The following is a 23,766-nucleotide window of genomic DNA, read 5'->3' on the forward strand; positions in this document are numbered from 1 at the left end:
GCCCACGGGTGGGGACGGCGATCCCCACGCGGAGGCGCGGGGATCGGGGGACGCAGAGGACGCAGAGGACGCGGGAACAGCAATCGACACAGTCTTCCCCTTCGGGCCAATGACCCAGGTGCCCGTGAGTACCGGGGAATCCTAGCCTCCTCGAACACTCAGACCACCGCCGCCTTCTGAGGCCCCATCAGTGGCGTGTCCGTCTTGACCACCCGCCGGAACGCGGCAGTTCCGCGGTTCAGGTCGTGTCCGACGGCCACCGCGTCGATGTCGGCCGAGAACCACCGCACGCCGTCGCCGTCGGGTGGGTCCTCCCGGACCCGCAACCGCCCGTGGACGACGAGGGGTTCCCCGACCGAGACGGAACTCGCCAGGTTCAGTGCCAGCACGCGTCGCGCCCAGACCGTGTAGAAGCTGGTCGCCGCATCCGTCCAGGTGTCCGTGCGCCGGTCGAAGTACCTCGGGGTCACCGCGAAGCGGAACCGCGCCGACGGGCCGGCCGGCGTCTCCTTGAAGTCGATCTGCGTCGCCACGTACCCCACCAGCGTCACCAGGGTGTCGTTCATCCCGGCAGCCCTCCCCGCGTCGTACCCGTCCGGACCGTCCGCACGGGATACGACCATGCTGGCGCGGGGCCGCCCTCCCCGCTCGGGCCTGTGGACTACTGGCGGGTTGTGGACAACTTCGTCCCCCCTGCGGCGACGGTGGCGTACTGCTCGCGCACTTCGCGGTAGCGCAGCAGCTCCGCCGCCACCGGCTCCAGCACCCGGGCCCGCCCGCAGCCGGCCGCGGCCTGCCGCAGTTTGCGCTCGGCGTCCTGTCCGTAGCGGCGCGCGGGACCGCGGGCCGCGAGTGAGCACGCCCACTCCACGAGCGGCCCTCCGACGATCCCCGCCACCATGAACAGCACCGGCGGCAGCAGCTTCGGCTCCAGGACCCCGGCGATCTGTCCGACCAGCCAGAGCCCGCCGAAGATCTGCACCAGCGTCATGGCCGCCTGCGCCAGCACCGCCGCGGGCCACCAGGTGGGCCGCGGCGGCCTGGCGGCGGGCACCGCGACGGCCGCACCCAGCGTGACCGCCAGTTCGTCGAGCGCCTCCGGCAGCCGTTCGGCGCCGCGTACGGCGGTCTCCCGCACGGCCTGGGCCCAGGGGTCGGGCAGCCCGACGACCGCTTCGTCCGCGACGGTCCGCACGGCCTGCTCCACCCGCTGCCGGGCGGTCACCTCCTGCTCGACCGGCGTCTGCTCGGAAGCCGCCGGGGTACGGCCGATCGCGGCGAGGGCGGCCAGGCCCGCCAGCGTGCGCGGGGCGCGCCGGCCCTCGTACCAGCGCCACAGCCGCAGCCAGGGCGTGCCGCAGGCCTTGCCGGCGTTGCGCCGCCAGGCCCGTTCGGCGGCGAGGCCGGCCGCGTAGGCCCCGACGGCCTCCGCGAGCCGGTCCTCGAACTCGGCGCGGGCTGCCTCGCCGATCTCGGGTCCGGCGTGGCCGTCGGCGACGTACAGGGGCCGCAGACGTCCGGCGGCCCGGTCCACATCGGCGGAGATGCGGCGGGTCGCGGCGCCCTTCTCCTGGGTGAACTGTCCGAGCAGCTCGCGGAGTTCCCCGACCCCCTCACCCGTCAGGGCGGACAGTCCGAGCACGGTGGCCCCCGGCTCGCCGTGCTCGCCGAGCGCGATGCCGTCGTCGTCCAGGAGCCGGCGCAGGTCGTCCAGGACGAGGTCGGCGGCCTCGCCGGGCAGCCGGTCCACCTGGTTCAGGACGACGAACGTCACTTCCGCGTGGCCGGCCAGCGGTCGCAGGTACCGCTCGTGCAGGACGGCGTCCGCGTACTTCTCCGGGTCCACCACCCACACCACCGCGTCGACCAGCGCCAGCACCCGGTCCACGTGGTCGCGGTGCGCGCCGACCGCCGAGTCCAGGTCGGGCAGGTCCACGAGGACCATCCCGCGCAGCACCTCGGCCTCCGAGGTCTCCCGGGGCCTGCGCCGCAGCCGGCCCGGGATCTCCAGCCGGTCCAGCAGTCCCGCGGCCCCGTCGGACCAACTGCACGCGATCGGCGCGGCGGTGGTCGGGCGGCGCAGACCGGTCTCGGAGATCTGCACTCCGGCGAGTGAATTGAAGAGTGTGGACTTGCCGCTTCCGGTGGCTCCGGCGATGGCGACGACCGTGTGCTGCGGTGACAGGCCGCGTCGCGCGGCCGCCTCGTCCAGCACCCGGCCGGCCTCGGCGAGGGTCTTGCCGTCCAGCCGGGTCCGGGACAGCCCGACGAGCTGGCGCAGGGCGTCCAGGCGCAGTCGCAGGGCCTGCGCCTCGGGGCTGAGCGGCAGGGCGGGGGCCTTGCCGCCGTCGCTGCCGGCGCCGGAGACGGCCCGGACCAGGGCCTCGTCGCCCTCGCGGCGCTCCTCGTCCCGCTCCTCGCCGAACACGTCGTCCAAGTCGTCGGGGTCGACGCCGTCGAGGCCGCCGCGTTCCCCGCGCGGCCCCGACGCCCCCGGGGAACCGGACCGCGGTCCTCCTCCTCGTGCCCCCGCCCCGCCCTTGCGCAGGCTCCGGTGGCGCGAGCGCGCGATGAAGCCGTCGTCCCAGCGGTCGTCGGTGCGGTCGCGGTCGGTCAGCGCGGTCACCGCGTCACCTCTCCTTCTGCAGTAGGGACAGCGCGGCGATCAGCTCGGCCTGCGGTTCCGGGGTCACTTCGAGCGCTTCCAGCGGGGCGAGCCTGCGGTCGCGTTCGGCGCGCAGCACCTGGTCGAGGTGTTCGGCGACCAGCTCCCCGCCCCGGTCCCGCAGCCGTACGGCGGTCTGTACGCCGATCCGTTCGGCGAGCTTCTCCCCCGCCGGCCGGGCCCGCTTGCCGCCCAGGAGGGCGGCGACGAGGAGGGCCGCGATGGCGTCGGGGTCGGGCGCCGGCTGCCGGTCGAGCCGGGCGACCTCCTCCTCGGCCAGCTCCTCCAGGACGCGCCGCCAGCGTCGTACGGCCACGCCGATGCGTTCGGCCGCCTCGCGGTCGGGCGCGGGCAGCGTCACCGCCCCGGCCGCCGGCTCGCGCCGCCAGGCGGCGGCGATGCGTTCGTCGGCGGCGGCCACGGCGCACTGCAGGAGCGCGGCCAGCGATTCGGCGAGGGAGTCGAGCAGTTCGTCGGCACTGGTGTCGAGGGGGTAGCCGCGCCATCTGGTCAGCGCGTCCCCGGCGAGTACGGCGCCCCGGTCCAGGCGGTTGCGGACCCGCCGGCCCTCCTGCTTGTACGCGTCCTCGACGGCGGACGTCAGCCGTACGGCGGCGGCGTGCTGCGCGGCGACGGCGGAGGCGAGTTCCGGCATGCGGCGTCCGAGGGAGTCGAGGGCGCCCAGCGCGGTCCGCCCGACGGCGTACTGCCGGGCGGCCGGGTCCTGGACGTGGTGGCTGAGCCAGGCGAGCAGCGGCGCGACGGCGCTCGCCGGCAGCAGCCCGCCCCCGCCCGCCGACTCGGGCAGCTCCGGCACCGTGAACCGCGGTACGTCGCCCAGCCCGGCCCGGGTGAGCAGGGCCCCGTACTGCCGCGAGACCTCGGCGAGCACCTGGTGCGGGACCCGGTCCAGGACGGTGACCAGGGTGGCCCTGTACTGCTTGGCGGTGCGCAGCATGTGCCAGGGGACGGCGTCCGCGTACCGCGAGGCGGTGGTGACCATGACCCAGACGTCGGCGGCGCAGATCAGCTGCGCGGCGAGCGTCCGGTTCTCGACCACGAGGGAGTCGACGTCGGGGGCGTCGAGGACGGCCAGCCCTCGCGGGAGGGTCGAGACGGTCTCGATCCTCAGTTCGCCCGTCACGGTCCGCTGGTTGGATCCGAGTGGAGGGCGCTTCTTGGGCGCGGGAAGCAGTTCGTCCTCGCCTTCGGGGGCCCAGACGCGCAGGAGGTCGGGGAGGATCCGCATTCCGGCGAACCAGTGATGATCATCCGGATGGCAGACGAGCACGGGGGTGCGTGTCGTCGGCCGGAGCACCCCGGCTTCACTCACCTGGCGTCCGACGAGGGAGTTGACGAGGGTGGACTTACCGGCACCGGTGGACCCGCCGACGACGGCGAGCAGGGGCGCCTCGGGCGCCTTCAGCCGGGGTACGAGGTAGTCGTCGAGCTGCGCGAGCAGCTCGGCTCTGGTCTGGCGGGCGCGCGGGGCGCCGGGCAGGGGCAGCGGCAGACGCACGGACGCGACCCGGTCGCGCAGGGCGGACAGGGCATCGAGCAGCTGAGGCCGAACATCCAAGGTCACCACATGCGAAGAATGCCCAATTTGGGACCATTTTTGAAGCTTATACGCCCTCTGCGCGCCGACCGCGACCTCGGCAGGACATCCTGGACACGGAGGACGAGTGGGACGCAGGCATAACGAGTGCACAACACCCAGGCCGACGCGGCGCAAAAGCGATGCGCGAATCGCACCTGCCTGCGATTATCGGGACCGCTTCACCGAACCTCCACATCGTGGCACGCGGGTGAAGCAACCGGGACAAGGCGACCGGAGCCCTATCCTTGACCCGGCACGGACCGCAGTCCCACCCCCACCAAGGGGCTCCAGGCCACCACGGTCACCTTCCGGCCCCCGTAGCTCAGTGGATAGAGCAGGCGCCTTCTAAGCGCTTGGCCGCAGGTTCGAGTCCTGCCGGGGGCACTCTCCGCACCACGACGGAAGCCCTCCCACCGGGAGGGCTTCCGTGTTTCCCGCGAAGGGGGACCGTCCCGCCCGACGGGGGCGAGGGCGGGACGGGGATCGGGGGGCGGGTACAGGACGGGGCCGGGACGGGCTGGAACGGGGCCGGGGCCGGGCCGGGGCCGTCAGGCGGCCGGGGCGTCCTGCGGGGAGACGCCGAACGCCTTGACCGCCTGGTAGTACGTCCAGGCGGTGCTGTCGCAGGAACCCTTCTTGACGCCCGAGTACTGCGAGCACACCCGCTTCAGGTCCGCGTACAGGGCGTCGTCCAGCCGGGACTTGTTCGCCGGGAAGGAACCCGCCGCCTTGTAGTTGCGGTAGCCGAAGTCGTGGCGGGCGCAGGCCGTCTGGAACGGGAAGCCGAACGGGTTGTCCGGGGAGGACGAGCAGTAGTCCGTGGACCAGTCGAAGCCGTACGCGGCCCAGTTGCCCTGGCTGCCGCGCGCCGCGACCCAGGCGTTGTAGCTGGACGCGCTGGTCTGCGTCCAACCGCTGAGGACCTGCGGCTTGTCCGCCGGGGCAGCCGACGCGGGGGTCGCGAGGGCGAGCAGACCCGCGGCCGCCGTGGCGGCGAGCAGGGGAGCGAGACGAAGACGCATGGCATTCCTCCGGGCGGCGGGGGGAGTGGGGGGAGAGAGCAGGCCGCCCGTCAACTGCGCGGCGCGGCTTGTGGGTTCACTCTCGGAGCCCGGCATATCTGCGATCCCCAGCACACCTATAACGAGGCCCGGCGGGTCCGGCGGGACGGGCGGGGCCGGGGTGCGGCGGTCCGGCGGGACGGGCGGGGCCGGGGTGCGGCGGTCCGGCGGGACGGGCGCGGCCGGCGGTCCCGCGGTCCGGCGGGGCCACCCTCGCCCGGTGCCCCCGCGAAGGACCGTGGGCCTACGCCGGCCGCCCGGACCGGCACTCAGGTATGACGGCGTATGCGACTTCAGGCAGAGTCGGGATTCGTACTGCGGAGGGACGCGCGATCGGGCTTCGATCCGAACACTTATAGCCATGAACCGCCGTCCGCTCGTCATCGCCGCCGCCTTGGCGGGAGCCTTCGCCATCGCCGCGCTCGCCCTGCCGAACCTTCCGCCCAACCCGGTCACCAACACCCTCAACGACCGCTTCTTCAAGGAGAAGGGCAGGCACTTCGCCACCGCCGCCGACGCGCCCACGCGCGGTGACCTGGCGTTCGTCCTGCCGAGCTGGATACCGAAGGACGCCACCGATGTCCGCGTACGGGTGCGCACCACCGGCGAGGCCCGGCTGATCCGGTTCACCCTCGGCAAGACCCCGCTCGATGGTCCGCAGTGCGCCGTCAGCGCCCCGAAGAAGGCGGGCGGGCCCCATCTGGACGCCCGTTGGTGGCCCGGCGACACGCGCTCCGAGGAACGGCCCGAGTGCCGGGACCGGTACCAGTACCAGGTCGCCGTACGCGGCAGGAAGGTCTACGCCTGGACCGACGGCACGCCCTCGCCGGGGGCGCGAATACCGGACGGACAGCCCTCCGTGGCACCGGCCTCGGCCGTCCCGGCCGGGCGCCGCTGAACCCGCCGTCGTTCCCGGCGCTCCCCCGGGTCCGCCCGGCGGGGACGGGTCAGGGCGCGGTCGGGGCGAGGGCGGCGGCGGTGGCGCGGACGAAGGCCTCGGGGTTGTCCAGCATGATGTTGTGCCCGCAGTCCGGCACCGCGACGACGGCGACCCCGGCGGCCTCCAGGGCCTCGGCCCCGGGCAGGGAGCCGTCGGCCTCCGGGTAGAGGAAGCTGCGCGGGAGCTTCAGGTCCAGCAGGAGCTCGCGCATGGTGGGCGTGGTGCCCGCGGCGAGGTGCACCGCGCTGCGGTGCAGGGCGGTGCGGCCGGCCAGCCGCATGGTCGACCACCAGTGCGCGCCGACCCGGTCGCGGACCTCGGCCCAGCCCCCCGCCAGGAACTCCTCCTCCGTGTAGGAGGCGATCCCGCTACTGCCCGGTGTGCGGGGAACGGTCGGGACCGGGTCCAGGTTGGCGTCGACCAGCACGAGCCGGGAGACCAGCCGGGGGTGCCGGGCGGCGAGCACGATGGCCACCGCCCCGCCCATGCTGTGGCCGATCAGCTCGGCCCCCTCGGCCCCGGCCTCGGTGAGCGCCCGCGCGACGGCGTCGGCGTGCGCCTCCAGGGTGTACGTGAACGCCTCGGGCCGGTCGCTGTGCCCGTGCCCCAGCATGTCGACCAGCAGCGAGCGCCGCCCGGCCAGCAACGGGTGGGCGGCGACGGCCGCGAAGTAGGCCGGCGAGGTGGAGCCGAGCCCGTGCAGGAAGACGCGGACCGGCCCCTCCCCGGCGAGTTCGACCCAGCGGATCCGGTCGCCTTCCGGCGTCACGACGGCACTGTGCACGGCGAGTTCCCCCTGGACTCGGAAAGATCAATACCGGACGAGGGTAGCCGGGCCCGCCTCCTCGTCTACCCTCATCGGGTGATCGAGTACGTGAACCAACTCGGCGAGGGCATACCCCGGACCGGTGCGCTCCCGGTGGGCGCCGCCGTAACGGTGTGGGCGCTGGACACCACGCGCGAGGTGGTCGGCGGCCACGACGTCGCCGGTGCCGTCGCGCTGCTGGACGCGTCCGAGCGGGACCGGCTCTCGCGGCTGCTGCGCGCGGGCGACCGCCGCAGCTACCTCGCGTCGCACCTGGGGCTGCGCGTACTGCTCGGCGGATACCTCGGGCTCCCGCCGGAGCGGGTCGCCCTGGTGCGGGAGGACTGCCCGTGCTGCGGCGGGCCGCACGGGCGCCCCGCCGTGGCCGGGGGCGCGCTGCACTTCTCGCTCTCGCACAGCGACGACATGGCGTACTTCGCCTTCGCGGGGGTACCGGTCGGCGTGGACATCGAGGGTCTGCCCGGAGCGGGAGCGGTGGACGACGTCCTGGGCACCCTGCACCCGGCGGAGACGGCCGAGCTCTCCGGCCTCCCGGTGGCGGACCGCCCGGCGGCCCTCGCGCGGGTGTGGTCCCGCAAGGAGGCCTACCTCAAGGCCACCGGCACGGGACTGGCACTCGGCCTGGCCGACCCGTACGTGGGCTCGGCGGCCACTCCGGCGCCGGTCCCGGGCTGGACCCTGCGCGACCTCCCGGCACCATCCGCCTTCGCGGCCGCCCTGGCCCTCCGCGCCACCTGACCGACCCGGAGCCGCCGGACCGGCCGGTCCCGGCGCGCGGCCCGAGCCGCCGGTCAGCCGCGACATCCGGCGCACCGGGCCCCCTCGGTGCCGAGGGGCTGGGGGGCCGAGAGGCTGGGCGGCCGAGGGGCCGAGGGGCCGAGGGGCCGAGGGGCCGAGGGGCCGAGGGGCCGAGGGGCCGAGGGGCCGAGGGGAAGCGTCCTGAGGTGGAGGGGCGCGCGTAACCGGACCCGTTCCGGGCCCCGACAACGGCGCGGGCGGGCGCCGCTCCGACGACAGGGCCTAGGGTCGGGCCATGGACATCCGCCGTGCCCGCAGCTGCGCCGAACTCGTGGCGGCCGAAGGGCTCTTCGACGGTCCCGCCCGTGAGGACTGGGCCCGGCGCTTCCTCGACACGCCCGGTCACCTGATGCTCATCGCCTACGTCGGGGACGTGCCGGTCGGCATGGTCTCCGGCGTCGAGATGACCCACCCCGACAAAGGCACCGAGATGTGCCTCTACGAACTCTCCGTGGACGAGGCCCACCGGCGGCGCGGGATCGGCCGCGCCCTGACCCTGGCCCTCGCAGACGAGGCCAGGGCGCGCGGCTGCTACGGCATGTGGGTGGGGGTCGATACCGGGAACGGCCCCGCCCTGGCAACCTACGACTCGGCGGGCGCCGAGGACGAGGGCGTCTTCACGATGCGCGGCTGGGCGCTCGGTTAGTCCGCCGCGCCCCCCGCGGCGGCGTGTCGTGCGGCCAGTCGGCGCACCCTCCGCGCGCCGTCGCCGGGGCGGCCCGAGCATCGGCGGCATGACCGCCATGACCGCGCTCCTCCCGGCCGCCGCCCTCCTCGCGGCGGCCACCGTCCTGCCGCCGCGCACCGCCGACGCCGCGCGTGCCACCGACGTCCCCACCGCCCCCTACGTCGTCGTCCTCAAGGACACCAGCTCCCGCGCCCCGGCCCGTGCGCTCGCCGCCGAGGCGGCGGAGGCGGGCGACCAGGTCTCGGCGGTCTACGACACCGCCCTCAACGGCTTCGCCGTACGCACCACCGCGGCCCGCGCCGCCGAGCTCGCCGCCGACCCGAGGGTGGCCTCCGTGGAGCCGGACGGGCTCTACCGGATCTCCGACGACCCGACGCCGCCCCCGCCCTCGGCTCCCGCGGTGCCCGCTCCCACCCCCACCCCCACCCCCGCCGCCGCGGCCCCGGCACCCGCGGCACCCGCCGCCGCCGTGCAGCGGTCCGCGCCCTGGCCGTTGGACCGGATCGACCAGCGCGAGCTGCCGCTCGACGGCTCGTACACGTACGCCTCCCAGGGCCGGGGCGTCACCGTCTACGTGGTCGACACCGGAATCAACACCCTCCACCAGGAGTTCGGCGGACGCGCCCGCGCCGGCTACAACGCGGTGTTCCTGGAGGGCGCGTCCGACTGCAACGGCCACGGCACCCACGTCGCGGCGGCCGTCGGCGGGGCTACGTACGGGGTCGCGAAGGGGGTGTCCCTCGTCGGGGTGAAGGTGGCCGACTGCCGGGGTGACGGGCGACTGTCGGCCATCCTGCGCGGCCTGGACTGGATGGTGAAGGACGCGGTCAAGAACGCGCCGAAGGGCCCGTTGGTGGCCAACATGAGCATGGGCGGCTCCCGTAGCCACGCCATGGACGCGGCCGTCATCCGCGCGGTGGCGTCCGGGATCACCTTCACCGTGGCCGCCGGGAACGAGGGCAAGGACGCCTGCGCCGGCTCCCCCTCCGGCGTCCCGCAGGCCCTCACCGTCGGCGCGACCGACGCCGCCGACCGCCGCCCCGCGTTCTCCAACCACGGCCCCTGCGTGGACATCTCCGCGCCGGGCGTGTCCGTCGTCTCCGCCTGGAAGGGCTCCGCGACCGCCCTCGCCCGCGCTTCCGGCACCTCCATGGCCGCCCCGCACGTGGCGGGCGTGGCCGCGCTGATCCTGTCGGACACCGGGAACGGCACGACCGGGACCGGCGGGACCGGTGGCGCACCGGCCGCGCCCGGCACCGTCGGCCTGCCCGGCGTGACCGGCATGCACCCGTCCCCCGAACAGGTGCGCCAGGCCCTGGTGCGCGCCGCCGTTCCGGACCGGATCACGAACCTCCCGGCCGGAACCCCGAACCTGCTCCTGCACGTCCCGACGGACCGCTGACCCCTCCCGCCCCGGGCGTACCCGCCACCGACCAGTCGGTATCCGATGTCCCATCAGACCGGGTCTGATGGGACATCAATGTGTGTGTGCTTCGGGCGAAAGCAAGCCATTGACTTCTCATGACCGCGACGCGTCAATGACGGCCATCCGCACCGGCTCAACCTCCTCCCCACAGCGGGTGGGGGGAGGGGTTTCGTCTGACGAAGGAGTCGCGACCCAGTGAGTACAACGTTCCGACGAAGAGTTCTGGCCGGGGCGGGCGCCCTTTCCCTGGCCCTGACGGGCGGTGTGGTGGCCCTCACGGGCACGGCGCAGGCCGCGACCAAGACCACTTCGGTCCCCGTGAAGTGCGTGGCCCCGGCGCCCCAGCCGGGCGCCAACGGCAATCAGGACTACACGATCACGCTGCCGGACACCGCGAAGGCCGGCCAGAGCGTCCCCATCACCATCGACCCCGGTGAGACCCCGGTCGTCCCGATGTTCACCATCGACACGGTCAACACGATCAAGGCGAAGCTGCTCGTCGGCGGGGTCGCCCAGACGGTCACCAGCGCGGCCGTCCCCAGCCACCAGGAAGCCGGCAAGAAGGCCGACCCGCCCGCCTTCAGCGGGAACATCACCGTCCCGGACGGCACCGAGGGCACCACGGTCCAGATCACCATCGACCAGGTGATCACGGACGCCGACCTCGGCGGCACGGTCTACACGACGACCTGTACGCCGGATCCGCGTCCCAGCGCCTCCGTCGGCTCGGTGGCCGTCGAGGCCCTGCCCAAGGACCCGGTCACCACGAGGCTGACGCCCAACAGCGGCAAGGCGGGCACCGCCGTCACCGCAACCGGCGCCAACTTCCCGGCCGGCGCGGTCACCTGTTCCGCCCTCCTCGCGGGCGCCGCGACCGGTGACACCGGTACCGGCACGGCGGACGCGACCGGCGCCGCCACCTGCAACATCACGGTCACCAAGAAGGCCGACGCCATCAAGATCGACGGTTCGGTACCCCCGGCCAAGCCCTTCGTGTTCGTCGAGGAGCAGGCGGGCGTGCAGAACCCGGTGGACGTCGAGGTGCTGCCCGGACCGCTGGCCCTCGGCCCGAAGGACGGCCAGCCGGCCGTCAGCTTCGGCGCGGTGACCATCAACGGCAAGGCCCAGTCGGTGTTCGGCGCGTTCAACGCCGCCACCGTCCAGGACTTCCGCGGCGGCAGCCTCGGCTGGGACGTGACGGCGACCCGTACGCCGTTCCTGAACCAGACGACCGGCCACTCGATGGCGAAGGCGCAGATCGGCATCCAGCCGTCCTGCACCGTGACCAACCCGGACAGCCCGAGCACCTGCACCGCCGGTGCGCCGGGCGCGATCACCGACACCCCGATGAAGGTCGCTTCCCAGGCGGCCGGTGGTGACGAGCTGACCGGCGGCGAGTTCGCCGTGGGCGGCGCGGCGATGCTGCAGCTGCCGCCGTTCATGTTCGCCGACACCTACCAGTCGGTCGTGACCTTCTCGATCGCCTGACCGGGCCCGGCCCCGGGGTGGTGCGGCGCCACGGCGTCGCACCACCCCTCTTCCCGTTCCGCGCCGTGACTGGAGAGACCCGCCCATGCGCCTGCGCACCCTCCCGCACGTCCTCCTCGCCGGACTGTGCGGGCTGCTGCTGCTCCCCGCCCTGTCCGCCGCCCCCGCCACGGCCGCGGACAACGGCACCTGGGGGGTGTTCCCCACGCCCGCCGCGGGCGCCGCGATGACCGACCGCGCGTACTTCTTCCACCAGGGCGCCGCCGGGGCCACCGTCAGCGACAGCGCCACGATCCTGAACTCCTCCGACAAGGAGCTGACCTTCCAGGTCTTCGCCACCGACGCCGTGAACACCCCGTCGGGGGGCGCCTTCGCGCTGCTGCCCGCCGAAACGAAGCCCGAGGACGTCGGCACCTGGATCGCGCTGGCACCGCAGGCGTCGGCCACCGTGACCGTGCCGCCGAAGGGCCGCGCCGACATCCCCTTCACCGTCAAGGTCCCCGGGGACGCCACGCCGGGCGATCACGTCGGCGGGATCGTCGCCCTCAACACCGCCGTCGAGGGGGTACAGAAGGACGGCAAGCTGCAGGTGGGGGTGAAGCGTTCGGTGGGGGCCCGGCTGTACTTCCGGGTACCGGGACCGCTGACCCCGGGGCTGAGCGTGGAGGACGTACGGGTCACCCGGGGGGCACCCCTGCTGCCGTGGGTGAAGGACGCCCGCGCCACGGTCTCGTACGCGCTGGTCAACCGGGGCAACGTGGTGGTGGAGCCGAAGGTGGCGGTGTCCGCGCGGGGACTGTTCGGGCGCCGGGTGCTGGACCGGCCGGCCCGGGAGCCGAAGCTGGTGCTGCTGCCGGGGCAGCGGGTGGAGATGACCGAGCCGTGGCCGGACTCGCCCCAGTTGGACTGGGTGAGCGTCAAGGTCTCGGCGGGCGCGGCCGCCTACCCCGACCTCTCCTCCGAGTCCGCCACGGACTTCCTCGCGGTCCCCTGGGCGGCGGCGGGAGCGGTCCTGGTGCTGGCGGGGGCGGGGACGGCCGTGCTGGTACTGCGCCGGCGGCGACGCTCGGATCCCCCACGGCCCCAAGCCGAACGGGACTTGGCGCGGACGCACTGACCGGCGAGGCCCCGCGCGGCCCGAGCACCCCGGGCACCCCTGGCACCCCGGGGACCCCCGGGCGGCCCGAGCCACGGACCCCCCGGGCGGCCCGGCGCGGCGAACGGCAGGACCCCCCGGCCGGTGAGGGTTGGCCAGGGGGTCCTGCTGTCCGGGGACGCGCCGGCCGACGACGGCGGCGGCCGGGGAACCGGAGGCTTCCGGGGAACCGGAGGCCTCCGGGCGTCACCGGCTGCCGGGCATCAGTGGTTGCGGGGGAAGCCCAGGTCCACGCCGGCCGGGGCGTCGGCCGGGTCCGGCCAGCGGGTGGTGACGACCTTGCCGCGCGTGTAGAAGTGGATGCCGTCGTTGCCGTAGATGTGGTGGTCGCCGAAGAGCGAGTCCTTCCAGCCACCGAAGGAGTGGTAGCCCACCGGCACCGGGATCGGCACGTTCACGCCGACCATGCCCGCCTCGATCTCCAGCTGGAAGCGGCGGGCGGCGCCGCCGTCGCGGGTGAAGATCGCGGTGCCGTTGCCGAACGGCGAGGCGTTGATGAGAGCCACGCCCTCCTCGTAGGTCTCGGTGCGCAGCACGCACAGCACCGGACCGAAGATCTCGTCGCGGTAGGCGTCGGAGTCGGTCCTGACGTTGTCCAGGAGGGACAGGCCGATCCAGTGGCCGTTCTCGTTGCCCTCGACCGTGTAGCCGGTGCCGTCGAGGACGACGTCGGCGCCCTGGGCCGCGGCGCCCTTGACGTAGGAGGCGACCTTGTCGCGGTGGGCGGCGGTGATCAGCGGGCCCATCTCGGACGTGGGGTCGTTGCCGGGGCCGATCTTGATCTTCTCGGCGCGCTCGCGGATCTTCTCGACGAGCTCGTCCGCGATGGAGCCGACGGCGACGACCGCGGAGATCGCCATGCAGCGCTCGCCGGCCGAACCGTAGGCCGCGGAGACGGCCGCGTCGGCGGCGGCGTCCAGGTCCGCGTCCGGGAGCACCAGCATGTGGTTCTTGGCGCCGCCCAGCGCCTGGACGCGCTTGCCGTTGGCCGAGGCGGTGGTGTGGATGTGGCGGGCGATCGGGGTCGAGCCGACGAAGGACACGGCGGAGATGCCCGGGTGCGCGAGGAGCGCGTCGACGGCCGCCTTGTCGCCGTGGACGACGTTCAGGACGCCCGCGGGCAGACCGGCCTCGGTCATCAGCTCGGCCAGCTTGTTGGCGGCCGACGGGTCCTTCTCGCTGGGCTTGAGGATGAAGGTGTTTCCGCAGGCCACGGCCAGCGGGAACATCCACATCGGGACCATCGCCGGGAAGTTGAAGGGCGTGATGCCCGCGACGACGCCCAGCGGCTGGCGGATCGAGGAGACGTCCACCCGGCTGGAGACGGAGGTGGACAGCTCGCCCTTGAGCTGGGTGGTGATCCCGCAGGCCAGCTCGACGATCTCCAGGCCGCGGGCGACCTCGCCCAGCGCGTCCGAGTGCACCTTGCCGTGCTCGGCGGTGATCAGTTCGGCGATGGCGTCGCGGTTGGCGTCCAGCAGGGCGCGGTAGGCGAACAGCACCTTGGTGCGGGCGGCCAGCGAGGACTGGCCCCAGGACAGGAACGCCTCCTGCGCGACCCGTACCGCGGCGTCGACCTCCTCGGCGGAGGCGAGGGCGACCTGCGTGGTGACCTCGCCGGTGGCCGGGTCGGTGACCGGGCCGTAGTTGCCCGACGCGCCCTCGACGGTCTTGCCACCGATCCAGTGGTTGACGGTCTTCATGCTTGCTCCTTCACAGATGGCGACGTCGCTGCGCGGCTTGCCGGTCGTACTCGTCACGGGCACGGGCCGCCGACGCACGGGTCGCGGTCTCGGCCACAGGAACATCCCACCACGCCTGTGCCGGGGGTGGGCCCGACACAGTGTCGGGTGTTCGGGTCTGTGCGTAGACACATGTGGGACGGTCCGCCGCACGCGCTTCGGAGAGGGCTTTTCGCAGGTCACCGATGGTGCGGGTACGGATGGTGGCCATCCCCAGGGAGGCCGCGTTCGCGGCGAGGTCCACCGGGAGGGGAGCGCCGTCGTACGCGCCGTCGGGCCCCCGGAAGCGGTACGCCGTGCCGAAGCCCTCGCCGCCCACGGCCCCCGACAGGCCGCCGATGGAGGCGAAGCCGTGGTTGTCGAGGATCACCACCTTGACCGGGACGCCCTCCTGTACGGCGGTGACGAGTTCGGTGGGGTTCATCAGGTACGTCCCGTCGCCGACCAGGGCCCACACGGGGCGGCCGGGCGCGGCGAGGGCGGTGCCGAGGGCGGCGGGGATCTCGTAGCCCATGCAGGAGTAGCCGTACTCGACGTGGTACTGGTCGGCGGAGCGGGCCCGCCAGAGCCTGTGCAGGTCTCCGGGGAGCGAGCCGGCGGCGTTGACCAGGATGTCGGTGCCGTCCACGAGCCCGTCGAGGAGGCCGAGGACCTGGGCCTGGGTGGGCGGCAGGTCCTCGGCGTCGGCGGGTACGGCGTACGCGGCGTCCACGCGGGCCTCCCACCCGGCCTTGGCCCCGGTGTACGCGGCCTCGTACGCGGGCGCGACCCGGTACCCGGCGACCGCGTCGAGCAGCTCCCCCAGCCCCTCGCGGGCGTCCGCCACCAGCGGCAGGGCGGCGAGCTTGTGGGCGTCGTACGGGTCGAGGTTGAGGCCGACGAAGCGGACGGCCGGGTTCTGGAAGAGGGTCGAGGAGGCGGTGGTGAAGTCGGTGAGCCGGGTCCCGGCGGCGATGACCAGGTCGGCCTCGCGGGCCAGCGCGTCGGCGGTGGCCGTCCCGGTGTGGCCGACGCCGCCCACTTCGGCGGGGTGGTCGTACGGGAGGGCCCCCTTGCCCGCCTGCGTGGTGGCGACCGGGATCCCCGTCGCCTCCGCGAGGGCGGCGAGCGCGGCCCCGGCGGCGGCGTGCCGGATGCCGCCGCCGGCGACGATCAGGGGGCGCGCGGAGCCCCGTAGCGCCTCGGCGGCGGCGGCCAGCTCGTGCCGGTCGGGGCGCGGGCGGCGCACGGTCCACACCCGCTCGGCGAAGAACTCCTCGGGCCAGTCGTGGGCCTCGGCCTGCACGTCCTGCGGCAGCGCGAGCGTGACGGCCCCGGTCTGCACGGGGTCGGTGAGCACCCGCATCGCCTGGAGGAGGGCCGGGACCAGGGCCTCGGGGCGGGTGATCCGGTCGAAGTGGCGCGAGACGGGCCGCAGGGTGTCGTTGACGGAGACGTCGCCGGCGTAGGGGACTTCGAGCTGCTGGAGCACCGGATCCGCGGGCCGGGTCGCGAAGGTGTCGCCGGGCAGCAGGAGCACCGGGATCCGGTTGATCGTGGCGAGGGCGGCGCCGGTGACGAGGTTGGTCGCGCCGGGCCCGATGGACGTGGTCACGGCGTGCGCGGAGAGCCGGCCGCTCTGCCGGGCGTAGCCGACGGCGGCGTGCACCATGGCCTGCTCGTTGCGCCCCTGGAGGAAGGGCATGGCCCGCGGGCCGCTCTCCAGCAGGGCCTGCCCGATCCCGGCCACGTTGCCGTGTCCGAAGATCCCCCAGGTGGCGGCGATCAGCCGGTGGCGACGGCCGTCGCGCTCGGTGTACTGGCCGGCCAGGAAGCGGACCAGGGCCTGGGCGGTGGTGAGCCTCATGCGTCGTCCTCCGCGCGGGGGAAGGGCAGCCGGGGGTCGACGGCCAGGCCGGGCCAGGTGCCGCGGATCCAGCCGTGGTCGGGGTGGTCCCGGATCAGCCACTCCCGCGTCGCGTCCGGCCCGGCCATCACGTTCAGGTAGTACATGTCGTGGCCCGGCGCGGCGATGGAGGGGCCGTGCCAGCCGTCCGGGATCAGGACGGTGTCGCCCGTCCGCACCTCGGCGAGGACGTCGGTCCTCCCGGCCGGGGAGGGGCTCACCCGCTGGTAGCCGAAGCCGGGGACGCCGTCGTGCGGGGCGATCTCGAACCAGTAGATCTCCTCCAGGCGGGACTCCTCGCCGGGGTGGTGCTCGTCGTGCTTGTGGGGCGGGTACGAGGACCAGTTCCCGCCGGGGGTGAGGACCTCGACGGCGATGAGCCGGTCGCAGGGGAACACGTCGGCGGCGGCGAAGTTGTGGACCTGCCGGGAGCAGGTGCCGGCGCCGCGCAGCTCCACGGGTACGGCCCCGGCGGGCCCGTACCGGGCCGGCAGCCGCCGCTCGCAGCGGGCCCCCACGAGCGCGAACCGGCCGCCCCGCGCCGAGGTGACGTCCGCGTGGCCGTCGCGGGGCAGGTACGCGAAGTCGCTCGGGCCGTCGAACACCCCGTTCCTGCCGCCGAGCCGGAAGACCCGCGTCGCGCTCCGGGCGGCCCCGCCCGGCCCGCCGGAAGGCCGGCCCGCGTCGGGCCCGGCAACCGGCCCTGGAGGCCGGTCCGGGAAGGGTTCCGGATCCGGCTCGGGATCCGGCTCGGGCTCGGGGTCCGGCCCTGGAGGCCGGTCCGGGAACGGTTCCGGATCCGGCTCGGGATCCGGCTCCGGCTCGGGGTCCGGCTCCGGCTCGGGGTCCGGCTCCGGCTCGGGGTCCGGCCCTGGAGGCCGGTCCGGGAACGGTTCCGGATCCGGCTCGGGGTCCGGCTCCGGCTCGGGGCCGGGATCCGACCCGGGGCCGGGGTCCGGCTCCGGCTCGGCGTCCGCCTCCGGGCCCGGATCCGGGTCCCGGGAAGCCCCCGCGCAGCGGACCTCGCAGCCGCCCGCGAGGGGGAGGACGATCCACTCCGCGTCCCCGCACGCGAAGGCGTACGTCTCCCCCGGCGCGAGTTCCAGCACCCGCAGCCGGGTGAACTCCATGACCGACTCAGACACCACCGGCACGCCCCAGCACCTCCTCCACCTCGTGCGGGAACGGCATCGCCGACGAGCACGCCAGCCGGGAGGCCACGATCGCGCCGGCCGCGTTCGCATGGCGCAGCACCCGTTCCAGGTCCCAGCCGGCCAGCAGTCCGTGGCACAGCGCGCCCCCGAACGCGTCCCCGGCGCCCAGCCCGTTGACCACCGTCACCGGCACCGGCGGCACCTCCACCACCGTCCCGTCCCGGTGCACGGCCAGGACGCCCTCCGGCCCGCGTTTGACCACGGCCAGTTCCACCCCGGCGGCGAGCAGCGCCCGCGCGGCCGCGTACGGCTCGTCCCGGCCGGTGGCCACCGCGCACTCCTCGGTGTTGCCGACGGCGACGGTCGCCAGGGCCAGGGCCCGCTCGTACCAGGGCTGCGGCGGTTCCTCCCAGAGCATGGGCCGCCAGTCCAGGTCGAAGACGGTGGTCCCGGACTTCGAGCGGGCCTCCAGCGCGCCGAGGGTGGCGCTGCGGCTGGGCTCCGCGCTGAGTCCGGTGCCCGTCATCCAGAAGACCCGGGCCGCGCGCACCGCCTCCCGGTCCACCTCGTCCGCCCCGATCTCCAGGTCGGGGGCCTTGGGGAGCCGGTAGAAGTAGAGCGGGAAGTGGTCCGGCGGGAAGACCTCGCAGAAGGTGACGGGCGTCGGGTACCGCTCGACCTCGCCCACCCACCGGTCGTCGACGCCGAAGGCGCGCAGCTCGGCGCGCAGGTACGCCCCGAAGGGGTCGGCCCCGGTCCGGGTGATCACGGCCGTGCGGCGGCCCAGCCGGGCGGCGGCGACGGCGACGTTCGTGGGCGAGCCGCCGAGGAACCTGCCGAAGGTGTCGGCCTCGCCGAGCGGTACACCGCTCTTGAGCGGGTAGAGATCCACCCCGATCCGTCCCATGGTGATCAGGTCGTACGCGGACCCGTCCGCGCTGTTCACAGCCGACACTCCCGCAACTCCTGCCACTTGCGCCGCTCCTCCCGCTCCCCGTGCCCGTCCCATTCGCCTTCCCCGTTGCCTTGAGCCTCGCACCCTAAGGTGGCCGTCATGACCTCCTCCCCACCCGCGTTGACCCGTATCCGTGTCGGTTCGGCTCCGGACTCCTGGGGTGTCTGGTTTCCGGAGGATCCCCTCCAGACCCCCTGGGAGCGCTTCCTGGACGAGGTGGCCGACGCCGGGTACGAGTGGATCGAGCTCGGCCCCTACGGCTACCTGCCCACCGACGCGGCCCGCCTCGCCGACGAGACCGCGAAGCGGGGCCTGCGGGTGTCCGCCGGCACCGTCTTCACCGGACTCCATCACGGGCCCGCCGTCTGGGAGGAGACCTGGGAGCACGTGTCGCGGATCGCCGCGCTCACCCGGGACACGGGCGCGGAGCACCTGGTCGTCATCCCCTCCTTCTGGCGCGACGACAAGACCGGCGCGGTGCTGGAGGACCGGGTCCTGCCCCCGGACCAATGGCGCGAACTGACCTCGCAGACCGAGCGGCTGGGCCGGGAGGTCCGGGACCGCTACGGGCTGCGGATCGTGGTCCACCCGCACGCCGACACCCACATCGACACCCCCTCGAACGTGGCCCGCTTCCTGGATGCCACCGATCCGGCCCTGGTCTCGCTGTGCCTGGACACCGGGCACTACGCGTACTGCGGCGGGGACAGCGTCGAGGCGATCGAGACCTTCGGCGAGCGGATCGGCTACCTCCACCTCAAGCAGGTGGACCCGCGGGTCCTCGCCGAAGTGCGGGCCGAGGAGCTGCCCTTCGGGCCGGCCGTGGCCCGCGGGGTGATGTGCGAGCCGCCGTCGGGAGTGCCCGCGCTGGAACCCGTACTGGCGGCGGCCCAGCGGCTCGGCGTGGAGCTCTTCGCCATCGTGGAGCAGGACATGTACCCGTGCCCGCCCGACCGGCCGCTGCCCATCGCCCGGCGCACCCGGGCCCATCTGCGCTCCTGCGGCGCCCGTTGACACCCTGGAGGAGAGACACATGAGCGGCACGCTCGGCATCGCGGTCATCGGCACCGGGAGGATGGGCTCCGATCACGTCCGGCGGATCGGCACCACGGTGGGCGGAGCGCGGGTGGTGGCCGTCGCCGATCCGGACGGGGACCGCGTCAAGGAGGTCGCGGCGGGGCTGGAGGGCGCGGGCGCGTACACGGACCCGGGCGCGGCGATCGCGGCGCCCGGGGTGGACGCCGTACTGATCGCCTCCCCCGGTCCCGCCCACGAGGAGGCGGTCCTGCACGCCCTGGACCGCCGGCTGCCGGTGCTCTGCGAGAAGCCCCTGACCCCGGATCCGGAGGGAGCCCTGCGGATCATGGAGGCGGAGCGGCGGCTGGGGCGGCGGCTGGTGCAGGTGGGGTTCATGCGGCGCTTCGACGCCGAGTACGAGCGGCTCAAGGAGCTGCTGGACGCGGGCGGGATCGGCCGGCCGCTCTTCCTGCACTGCCGCCACCGCAACGCCTCCTCGCCCTCCTTCTTCACCGGCGACATGCTGATCAGCGACTCGGTGGTGCACGAGGTGGACGCGGCCCGCTGGCTGCTGGGCCAGGAGGTCACCGCGGTGACGGTGCTCGCGCCCACCCCCACCTCGGCCGCGCCGGAGGCGCTGGGCGATCCGCGCTTCGTCCTGCTGGAGACCTCGGGCGGCGCGATCGTGGACGTGGAGATCTTCGTCAACTGCGGTTTCGGCTACCAGGTGCGCTGCGAGGCGGTCGGCGAGTCCGGCACCGCCCGCATCGGCGACGGCCACGCGATGGTGGTCGAGTCGGGCGGCCGGTGGGGCGGGGAGGTGGTCCAGGACTACACGACCCGGTTCGCCGACGCCTACGACCGCCAGGTGCGGCGCTGGGTGGCCGCGGCGGCGCGGGGGCGGGTGGCGGGACCCGACGCGTGGGACGGGTACGCGGCGGCGGCCGTCTCGCGGGCGGGGCTGGTGGCCGCGCGCAGCGGCGTACGGACCGAGGTGCGGCTGGCGGAGCGGCCGGAGCTGTACGCGGCCCGGCGGGACTGAGCGGGCCGCAAGCGGGCTGGAAGCGCCCCGCAGCACCCCGGACGCCCCGGTGACTCCTGTGTCGTATTCCGTCACGGGAGTCACCCTCCTGTGACGGATGTCCGCATTTCGCGGGTTTTCCGTCACAGGCCGTCGACAGCCGCTGCCCCGCACTCACCGGGCGTCGTTCTCCGGGCACAACCCGAGTGATCGTCACTGTCCACGCGCCGGCTCCCCCGACGGCCGTCCGGCCGGCCCCGCGGCGTGGACCAGGAGGTGTCGTGGATGAGCGACCGAACGCTGTGGTCGTACAAGGAGATCGCCGCCCATATCCAGGTCCAGCCGGACACCGTGCGCTCCTACCGGAAGCACGGGCTGCTCCCCGCGCCCGACCACGTGGAGGGCTCGAAGCCCTACTGGTACGCCGACACCATCCGCGCCTGGGTGGCCCGCCGCCCGGGCAACCGGGGGCGCCACGACGGCTGACGGCCCGGCGACCACTATCAGTGGATAGCGTTCCACATGCACCGTAAACGCCGTTTACTGGGATTGCGGCGATCTTGCCCCCCGCACGCTTCACTGGGATCCCGCCAAGTCCCGCCAGATGCTCGCTCAATACCCCCTAGGGGTATAATCTGGGAGCAGAGAGACACCCCCGATGAAGGAGAACGACATGACCGCCGAGACGGACACCCGGACCACCGCCGTGTACAAGGTCACCGGCATGACCTGTGGGCACTGCGAGGGCGCCGTGACCGCCGAGCTGACCGCCCTGGCGGGCGTGTCCTCGGTCGAGGCCGTCGCCGCCACCGGTGAGGTCACCGTGGTCTCCGCCGCCCCGCTCGCCGAGGAAGACGTCCGCGCCGCCGTGGACGAGGCCGGCTACGAGCTCGCCGGCCGGGTCTGAGCCGCGCCCCGCCACCCCCGCAGCACCCAGCCGGTCCGTACCGGCCAGCTCATACTGGTCCCGTACGGGCCGGCCCTCCCCCTGGAGCCGGAAACATGACCAGCACAGTGCACGACGGGCCCATAACGGCGGTCGAGCTCTCGATCGGCGGGATGACCTGCGCCTCGTGCGCCGCCCGGATCGAGAAGAAGCTCAACCGGATGGACGGCGTCGAGGCCACGGTGAACTACGCCACCGAGAAGGCCCACGTCTCCTGCACGGGGGACGTGCGGGTCGCCGACCTGATCGCCACCGTCGTGAAGACCGGGTACACCGCGCAGGAGCCCGCGCCCCCGCCCCCGTCCCCCGCCACGGCCGACGGGGCCGGACCGGAACGGGAAGCGCGGGAGCCCGCCGGGCCCGACCCCGAACTCGCCGCGCTGCGGGAGCGGCTGCTGGTCTCCGCCGTCCTCACCCTGCCCGTCGTCGTGCTCGCGATGGTCCCGGCCCTCCAGTTCGACAACTGGCAGTGGCTCTCGCTGACCCTGGCCGCGCCCGTGGTCGTCTGGGGCGGCTTCCCCTTCCACAAGGCCGCCTGGACGAACCTGCGGCACGGCGCGGCCACCATGGACACCCTGGTGTCCATCGGCACCCTCGCCGCCTTCACCTGGTCGCTGTGGGCCCTGTTCTTCGGGCAGGCGGGCACGCCCGGCATGCGGCACGGCTTCGACGTGGGCACCTCGCACGCGGACGGCTCCTCCGCCATCTACCTGGAGGTCGCCGCCGGAGTCGTCACCTTCATCCTGCTGGGCCGCTATCTGGAGGCCCGCTCCAAGCGGAAGGCCGGGGCCGCCCTGCGGGCCCTGCTGGAACTGGGCGCCAAGGACGTGGTGGTGCTGCGCGCCGGCCGGGAGGTCCGCGTCCCGGTCGCCGCGCTCGTGGTCGGAGACCGTTTCGTCGTCCGACCCGGCGAGAAGATCGCCACCGACGGCACCGTCGTCGAGGGCTCCTCCGCCGTGGACGCCTCGATGCTGACGGGGGAATCCGTCCCGGTCGAGGTGGCCGTCGGGGACCCGGTGACCGGAGCCACGGTCAACGCCTCCGGGCGTCTCGTCGTCGAGGCCACCCGGATCGGGGCCGACACCCAGCTCGCCCGGATGGCCAAGATGGTCGAGGACGCGCAGAACGGCAAGGCCGCGGTGCAACGGCTCGCCGACCGCGTCTCCGGCGTCTTCGTCCCCGTCGTCCTGCTCCTCGCACTCGGCACCTGGGTCGCCTGGCTGCTCATCACCGACGACGCCACCGCCGCCTTCACCGCCGCCGTGTCCGTCCTGATCATCGCCTGCCCCTGCGCCCTGGGCCTGGCCACGCCGACCGCGCTGATGGTCGGCACCGGACGGGGGGCCCAGCTCGGCATCCTGATCAAGGGCCCCGAGGTGCTGGAGTCGACCCGCCGGGTGGACACCGTCGTCCTGGACAAGACCGGGACGGTCACCACCGGCCGGATGACCCTGTCCGCCACCCATCCCGCCGAGGGGGTCGACGCCGGCGAACTGCTGCGCCTGGCCGGCGCCCTGGAGCACTTCTCCGAGCACCCGATCGCGCGGGCCGTCGCCACGGCGGCCGCGGAGCTCACCGAGGGGCTGCCCGTCCCGGAGGACTTCCGCAACCACGGCGGGCTCGGCGTCGAGGGCACCGTCGAGGGACACGCCGTCCTCGTGGGCCGCGAACGGCTGCTGGCCGACCGGTCGGTGCCGCTGCCCGCAGCGCTCGCCGACGCCAAGGAGGCCGCCGAGGCCACCGGCGCCACGGCCGTGCTGGTGGCCTGGGACGGAACGGCCCGCGGGGTGCTGAGCGTGGCCGACGCGGTCAAGGAGACCAGCGCCGAGGCCGTGACCCGGCTGCGCGCACTGGGCCTGACCCCGGTCCTGCTGACCGGCGACAACCGGGCCGTGGCCGAGACGGTGGCCCGCGAGGTCGGCATCGACGAGGTCATCGCCGAGGTGCTCCCGCAGGACAAGGTGGACGTGGTCCGCCGGCTCCAGGCCGAGGGCCGGACGGTCGCCATGGTGGGCGACGGGGTCAACGACGCGGCCGCGCTGGCCCAGGCCGACCTCGGCCTGGCCATGGGCACCGGTACCGACGCGGCCATCGAGGCCGGGGACCTGACCCTCGTACGGGGCGACCTGCGGGTGGCCGCGGACGCCATCCGGCTCTCCCGCCGCACCCTCGCCACCATCAAGGGCAACCTCTTCTGGGCCTTCGGCTACAACCTGGCGGCGCTGCCGCTGGCGGCGGCCGGGCTGCTCAACCCGATGATCGCGGGGGCCGCGATGGCCTTCTCCTCGGTCTTCGTGGTCACCAACAGCCTGCGGCTGCGGTCCTTCCGCTAGTGGCCCTCCTCCCCCGGCCCTCCACAGTTCCTTCACTGGAGACGCAGATCACAGTGATCGCAACG

The 23,766-nt window shown here is 74.2% G+C and carries 19 protein-coding genes, 1 tRNA gene and 1 pseudogene; 12 read left to right on the top strand and 9 right to left on the bottom strand.

Going from position 1 to position 23,766, the window contains the following annotated elements; translation table 11 throughout:
* Window positions 1-158: 158 nt before the first annotated feature.
* The 3 genes from ACZ5D2_RS12810 to ACZ5D2_RS12820 form a co-directional block, all read right to left on the bottom strand.
* Window positions 159-566: a single-stranded DNA-binding protein gene (locus ACZ5D2_RS12810; protein WP_030229555.1), complete on the bottom strand. Its 408-nt coding sequence runs from the start codon at window positions 564-566 to the stop codon at window positions 159-161.
* A 95-nt stretch (window positions 567-661) separates the two neighbouring features.
* Window positions 662-2,626: a GTPase gene (locus ACZ5D2_RS12815; protein ID WP_468928950.1), complete on the bottom strand. Its 1,965-nt coding sequence runs from the start codon at window positions 2,624-2,626 to the stop codon at window positions 662-664.
* Window positions 2,627-2,630: 4 nt separating this feature from the next.
* Window positions 2,631-4,244 (bottom strand): dynamin family protein, encoded by a 1,614-nt coding sequence (locus ACZ5D2_RS12820; protein ID WP_371678485.1) that lies wholly within the window; start codon window positions 4,242-4,244, stop codon window positions 2,631-2,633.
* 332 nt (window positions 4,245-4,576) lie between these two features.
* On the opposite strand from ACZ5D2_RS12820, the gene ACZ5D2_RS12825 reads away from it, so the two are divergent.
* Window positions 4,577-4,649: transfer RNA gene (locus ACZ5D2_RS12825), tRNA-Arg, on the top strand.
* A 164-nt stretch (window positions 4,650-4,813) separates the two neighbouring features.
* Here ACZ5D2_RS12825 and ACZ5D2_RS12830 read toward each other — a convergent pair.
* Window positions 4,814-5,287 carry a phospholipase gene (locus ACZ5D2_RS12830; RefSeq protein ID WP_371678484.1) on the bottom strand — a complete coding sequence of 158 codons (474 nt, stop codon included), beginning with the start codon at window positions 5,285-5,287 and terminating at the stop codon, window positions 4,814-4,816.
* Window positions 5,288-5,687: 400 nt separating this feature from the next.
* Between ACZ5D2_RS12830 and ACZ5D2_RS12835 the strand changes: the two genes are divergently transcribed.
* Window positions 5,688-6,224 carry a hypothetical protein gene (locus tag ACZ5D2_RS12835; protein ID WP_371678483.1) on the top strand — a complete coding sequence of 179 codons (537 nt, stop codon included), beginning with the start codon at window positions 5,688-5,690 and terminating at the stop codon, window positions 6,222-6,224.
* 49 nt (window positions 6,225-6,273) lie between these two features.
* Here ACZ5D2_RS12835 and ACZ5D2_RS12840 read toward each other — a convergent pair whose 3' ends face one another.
* Window positions 6,274-7,050 (bottom strand): alpha/beta fold hydrolase, encoded by a 777-nt coding sequence (locus tag ACZ5D2_RS12840; RefSeq protein ID WP_468928953.1) that lies wholly within the window; start codon window positions 7,048-7,050, stop codon window positions 6,274-6,276.
* A 78-nt stretch (window positions 7,051-7,128) separates the two neighbouring features.
* Here ACZ5D2_RS12840 and ACZ5D2_RS12845 point away from each other — a divergent pair, with 78 nt between their 5' ends.
* The 5 genes from ACZ5D2_RS12845 (at window position 7,129) to ACZ5D2_RS12865 (ending at window position 12,609) form a co-directional block, all read left to right on the top strand.
* Window positions 7,129-7,830 carry a 4'-phosphopantetheinyl transferase family protein gene (locus ACZ5D2_RS12845; protein WP_371678481.1) on the top strand — a complete coding sequence of 234 codons (702 nt, stop codon included), beginning with the start codon at window positions 7,129-7,131 and terminating at the stop codon, window positions 7,828-7,830.
* A gap of 295 nt (window positions 7,831-8,125) precedes the next feature.
* On the top strand, window positions 8,126-8,536 hold the full coding sequence (locus ACZ5D2_RS12850) for a GNAT family N-acetyltransferase (protein ID WP_371678480.1): 411 nt from the start codon (window positions 8,126-8,128) through the stop codon (window positions 8,534-8,536).
* An 88-nt stretch (window positions 8,537-8,624) separates the two neighbouring features.
* Window positions 8,625-9,980 (top strand): S8 family peptidase, encoded by a 1,356-nt coding sequence (locus tag ACZ5D2_RS12855; protein ID WP_468928955.1) that lies wholly within the window; start codon window positions 8,625-8,627, stop codon window positions 9,978-9,980.
* A 219-nt stretch (window positions 9,981-10,199) separates the two neighbouring features.
* Window positions 10,200-11,492: a hypothetical protein gene (locus tag ACZ5D2_RS12860; RefSeq protein ID WP_371678478.1), complete on the top strand. Its 1,293-nt coding sequence runs from the start codon at window positions 10,200-10,202 to the stop codon at window positions 11,490-11,492.
* 85 nt (window positions 11,493-11,577) lie between these two features.
* On the top strand, window positions 11,578-12,609 hold the full coding sequence (locus ACZ5D2_RS12865; protein ID WP_468928957.1) for a WxL protein peptidoglycan domain-containing protein: 1,032 nt from the start codon (window positions 11,578-11,580) through the stop codon (window positions 12,607-12,609).
* 242 nt (window positions 12,610-12,851) lie between these two features.
* On the opposite strand, the gene ACZ5D2_RS12870 is transcribed toward ACZ5D2_RS12865, so the two are convergent.
* From ACZ5D2_RS12870 to iolC, 4 genes and pseudogenes are all read right to left on the bottom strand, one after another.
* A complete protein-coding gene (locus ACZ5D2_RS12870) occupies window positions 12,852-14,351 on the bottom strand; it encodes a CoA-acylating methylmalonate-semialdehyde dehydrogenase (RefSeq protein WP_371678476.1) in 1,500 nt (499 codons plus the stop codon).
* Window positions 14,352-14,361: 10 nt separating this feature from the next.
* Window positions 14,362-16,236, bottom strand: coding sequence for a 3D-(3,5/4)-trihydroxycyclohexane-1,2-dione acylhydrolase (decyclizing) (iolD, locus tag ACZ5D2_RS12875; protein ID WP_468928959.1), 1,875 nt, complete (start codon window positions 16,234-16,236; stop codon window positions 14,362-14,364).
* A pseudogene (iolB, locus tag ACZ5D2_RS12880) lies at window positions 16,233-16,904 on the bottom strand (5-deoxy-glucuronate isomerase); the annotation flags it as partial. The gene iolD and the pseudogene iolB, both read right to left, overlap by 4 nt.
* 508 nt (window positions 16,905-17,412) lie before the next feature.
* On the bottom strand, window positions 17,413-18,384 hold the full coding sequence (gene iolC, locus ACZ5D2_RS12885) for a 5-dehydro-2-deoxygluconokinase (RefSeq protein ID WP_371678473.1): 972 nt from the start codon (window positions 18,382-18,384) through the stop codon (window positions 17,413-17,415).
* Window positions 18,385-18,483: 99 nt separating this feature from the next.
* Here iolC and ACZ5D2_RS12890 point away from each other — a divergent pair, with 99 nt between their 5' ends.
* The 5 genes from ACZ5D2_RS12890 (at window position 18,484) to ACZ5D2_RS12910 (ending at window position 23,701) form a co-directional block, all read left to right on the top strand.
* Entirely contained in the window at window positions 18,484-19,398 is a 915-nt protein-coding gene (locus ACZ5D2_RS12890) for a sugar phosphate isomerase/epimerase family protein (protein ID WP_371678472.1), read from the top strand.
* 19 nt (window positions 19,399-19,417) lie between these two features.
* Window positions 19,418-20,443, top strand: coding sequence for a Gfo/Idh/MocA family protein (locus ACZ5D2_RS12895; RefSeq protein ID WP_468928962.1), 1,026 nt, complete (start codon window positions 19,418-19,420; stop codon window positions 20,441-20,443).
* 264 nt (window positions 20,444-20,707) lie between these two features.
* Window positions 20,708-20,908 (top strand): helix-turn-helix transcriptional regulator, encoded by a 201-nt coding sequence (locus ACZ5D2_RS12900; RefSeq protein WP_266839119.1) that lies wholly within the window; start codon window positions 20,708-20,710, stop codon window positions 20,906-20,908.
* Window positions 20,909-21,095: 187 nt separating this feature from the next.
* Window positions 21,096-21,329, top strand: coding sequence for a heavy-metal-associated domain-containing protein (locus tag ACZ5D2_RS12905; RefSeq protein ID WP_468928965.1), 234 nt, complete (start codon window positions 21,096-21,098; stop codon window positions 21,327-21,329).
* A 95-nt stretch (window positions 21,330-21,424) separates the two neighbouring features.
* Entirely contained in the window at window positions 21,425-23,701 is a 2,277-nt protein-coding gene (locus tag ACZ5D2_RS12910) for a heavy metal translocating P-type ATPase (protein WP_468928967.1), read from the top strand.
* Window positions 23,702-23,766: the final 65 nt, after the last annotated feature.

Source organism: Streptomyces sp. NPDC031479 (assembly GCF_055581065.1).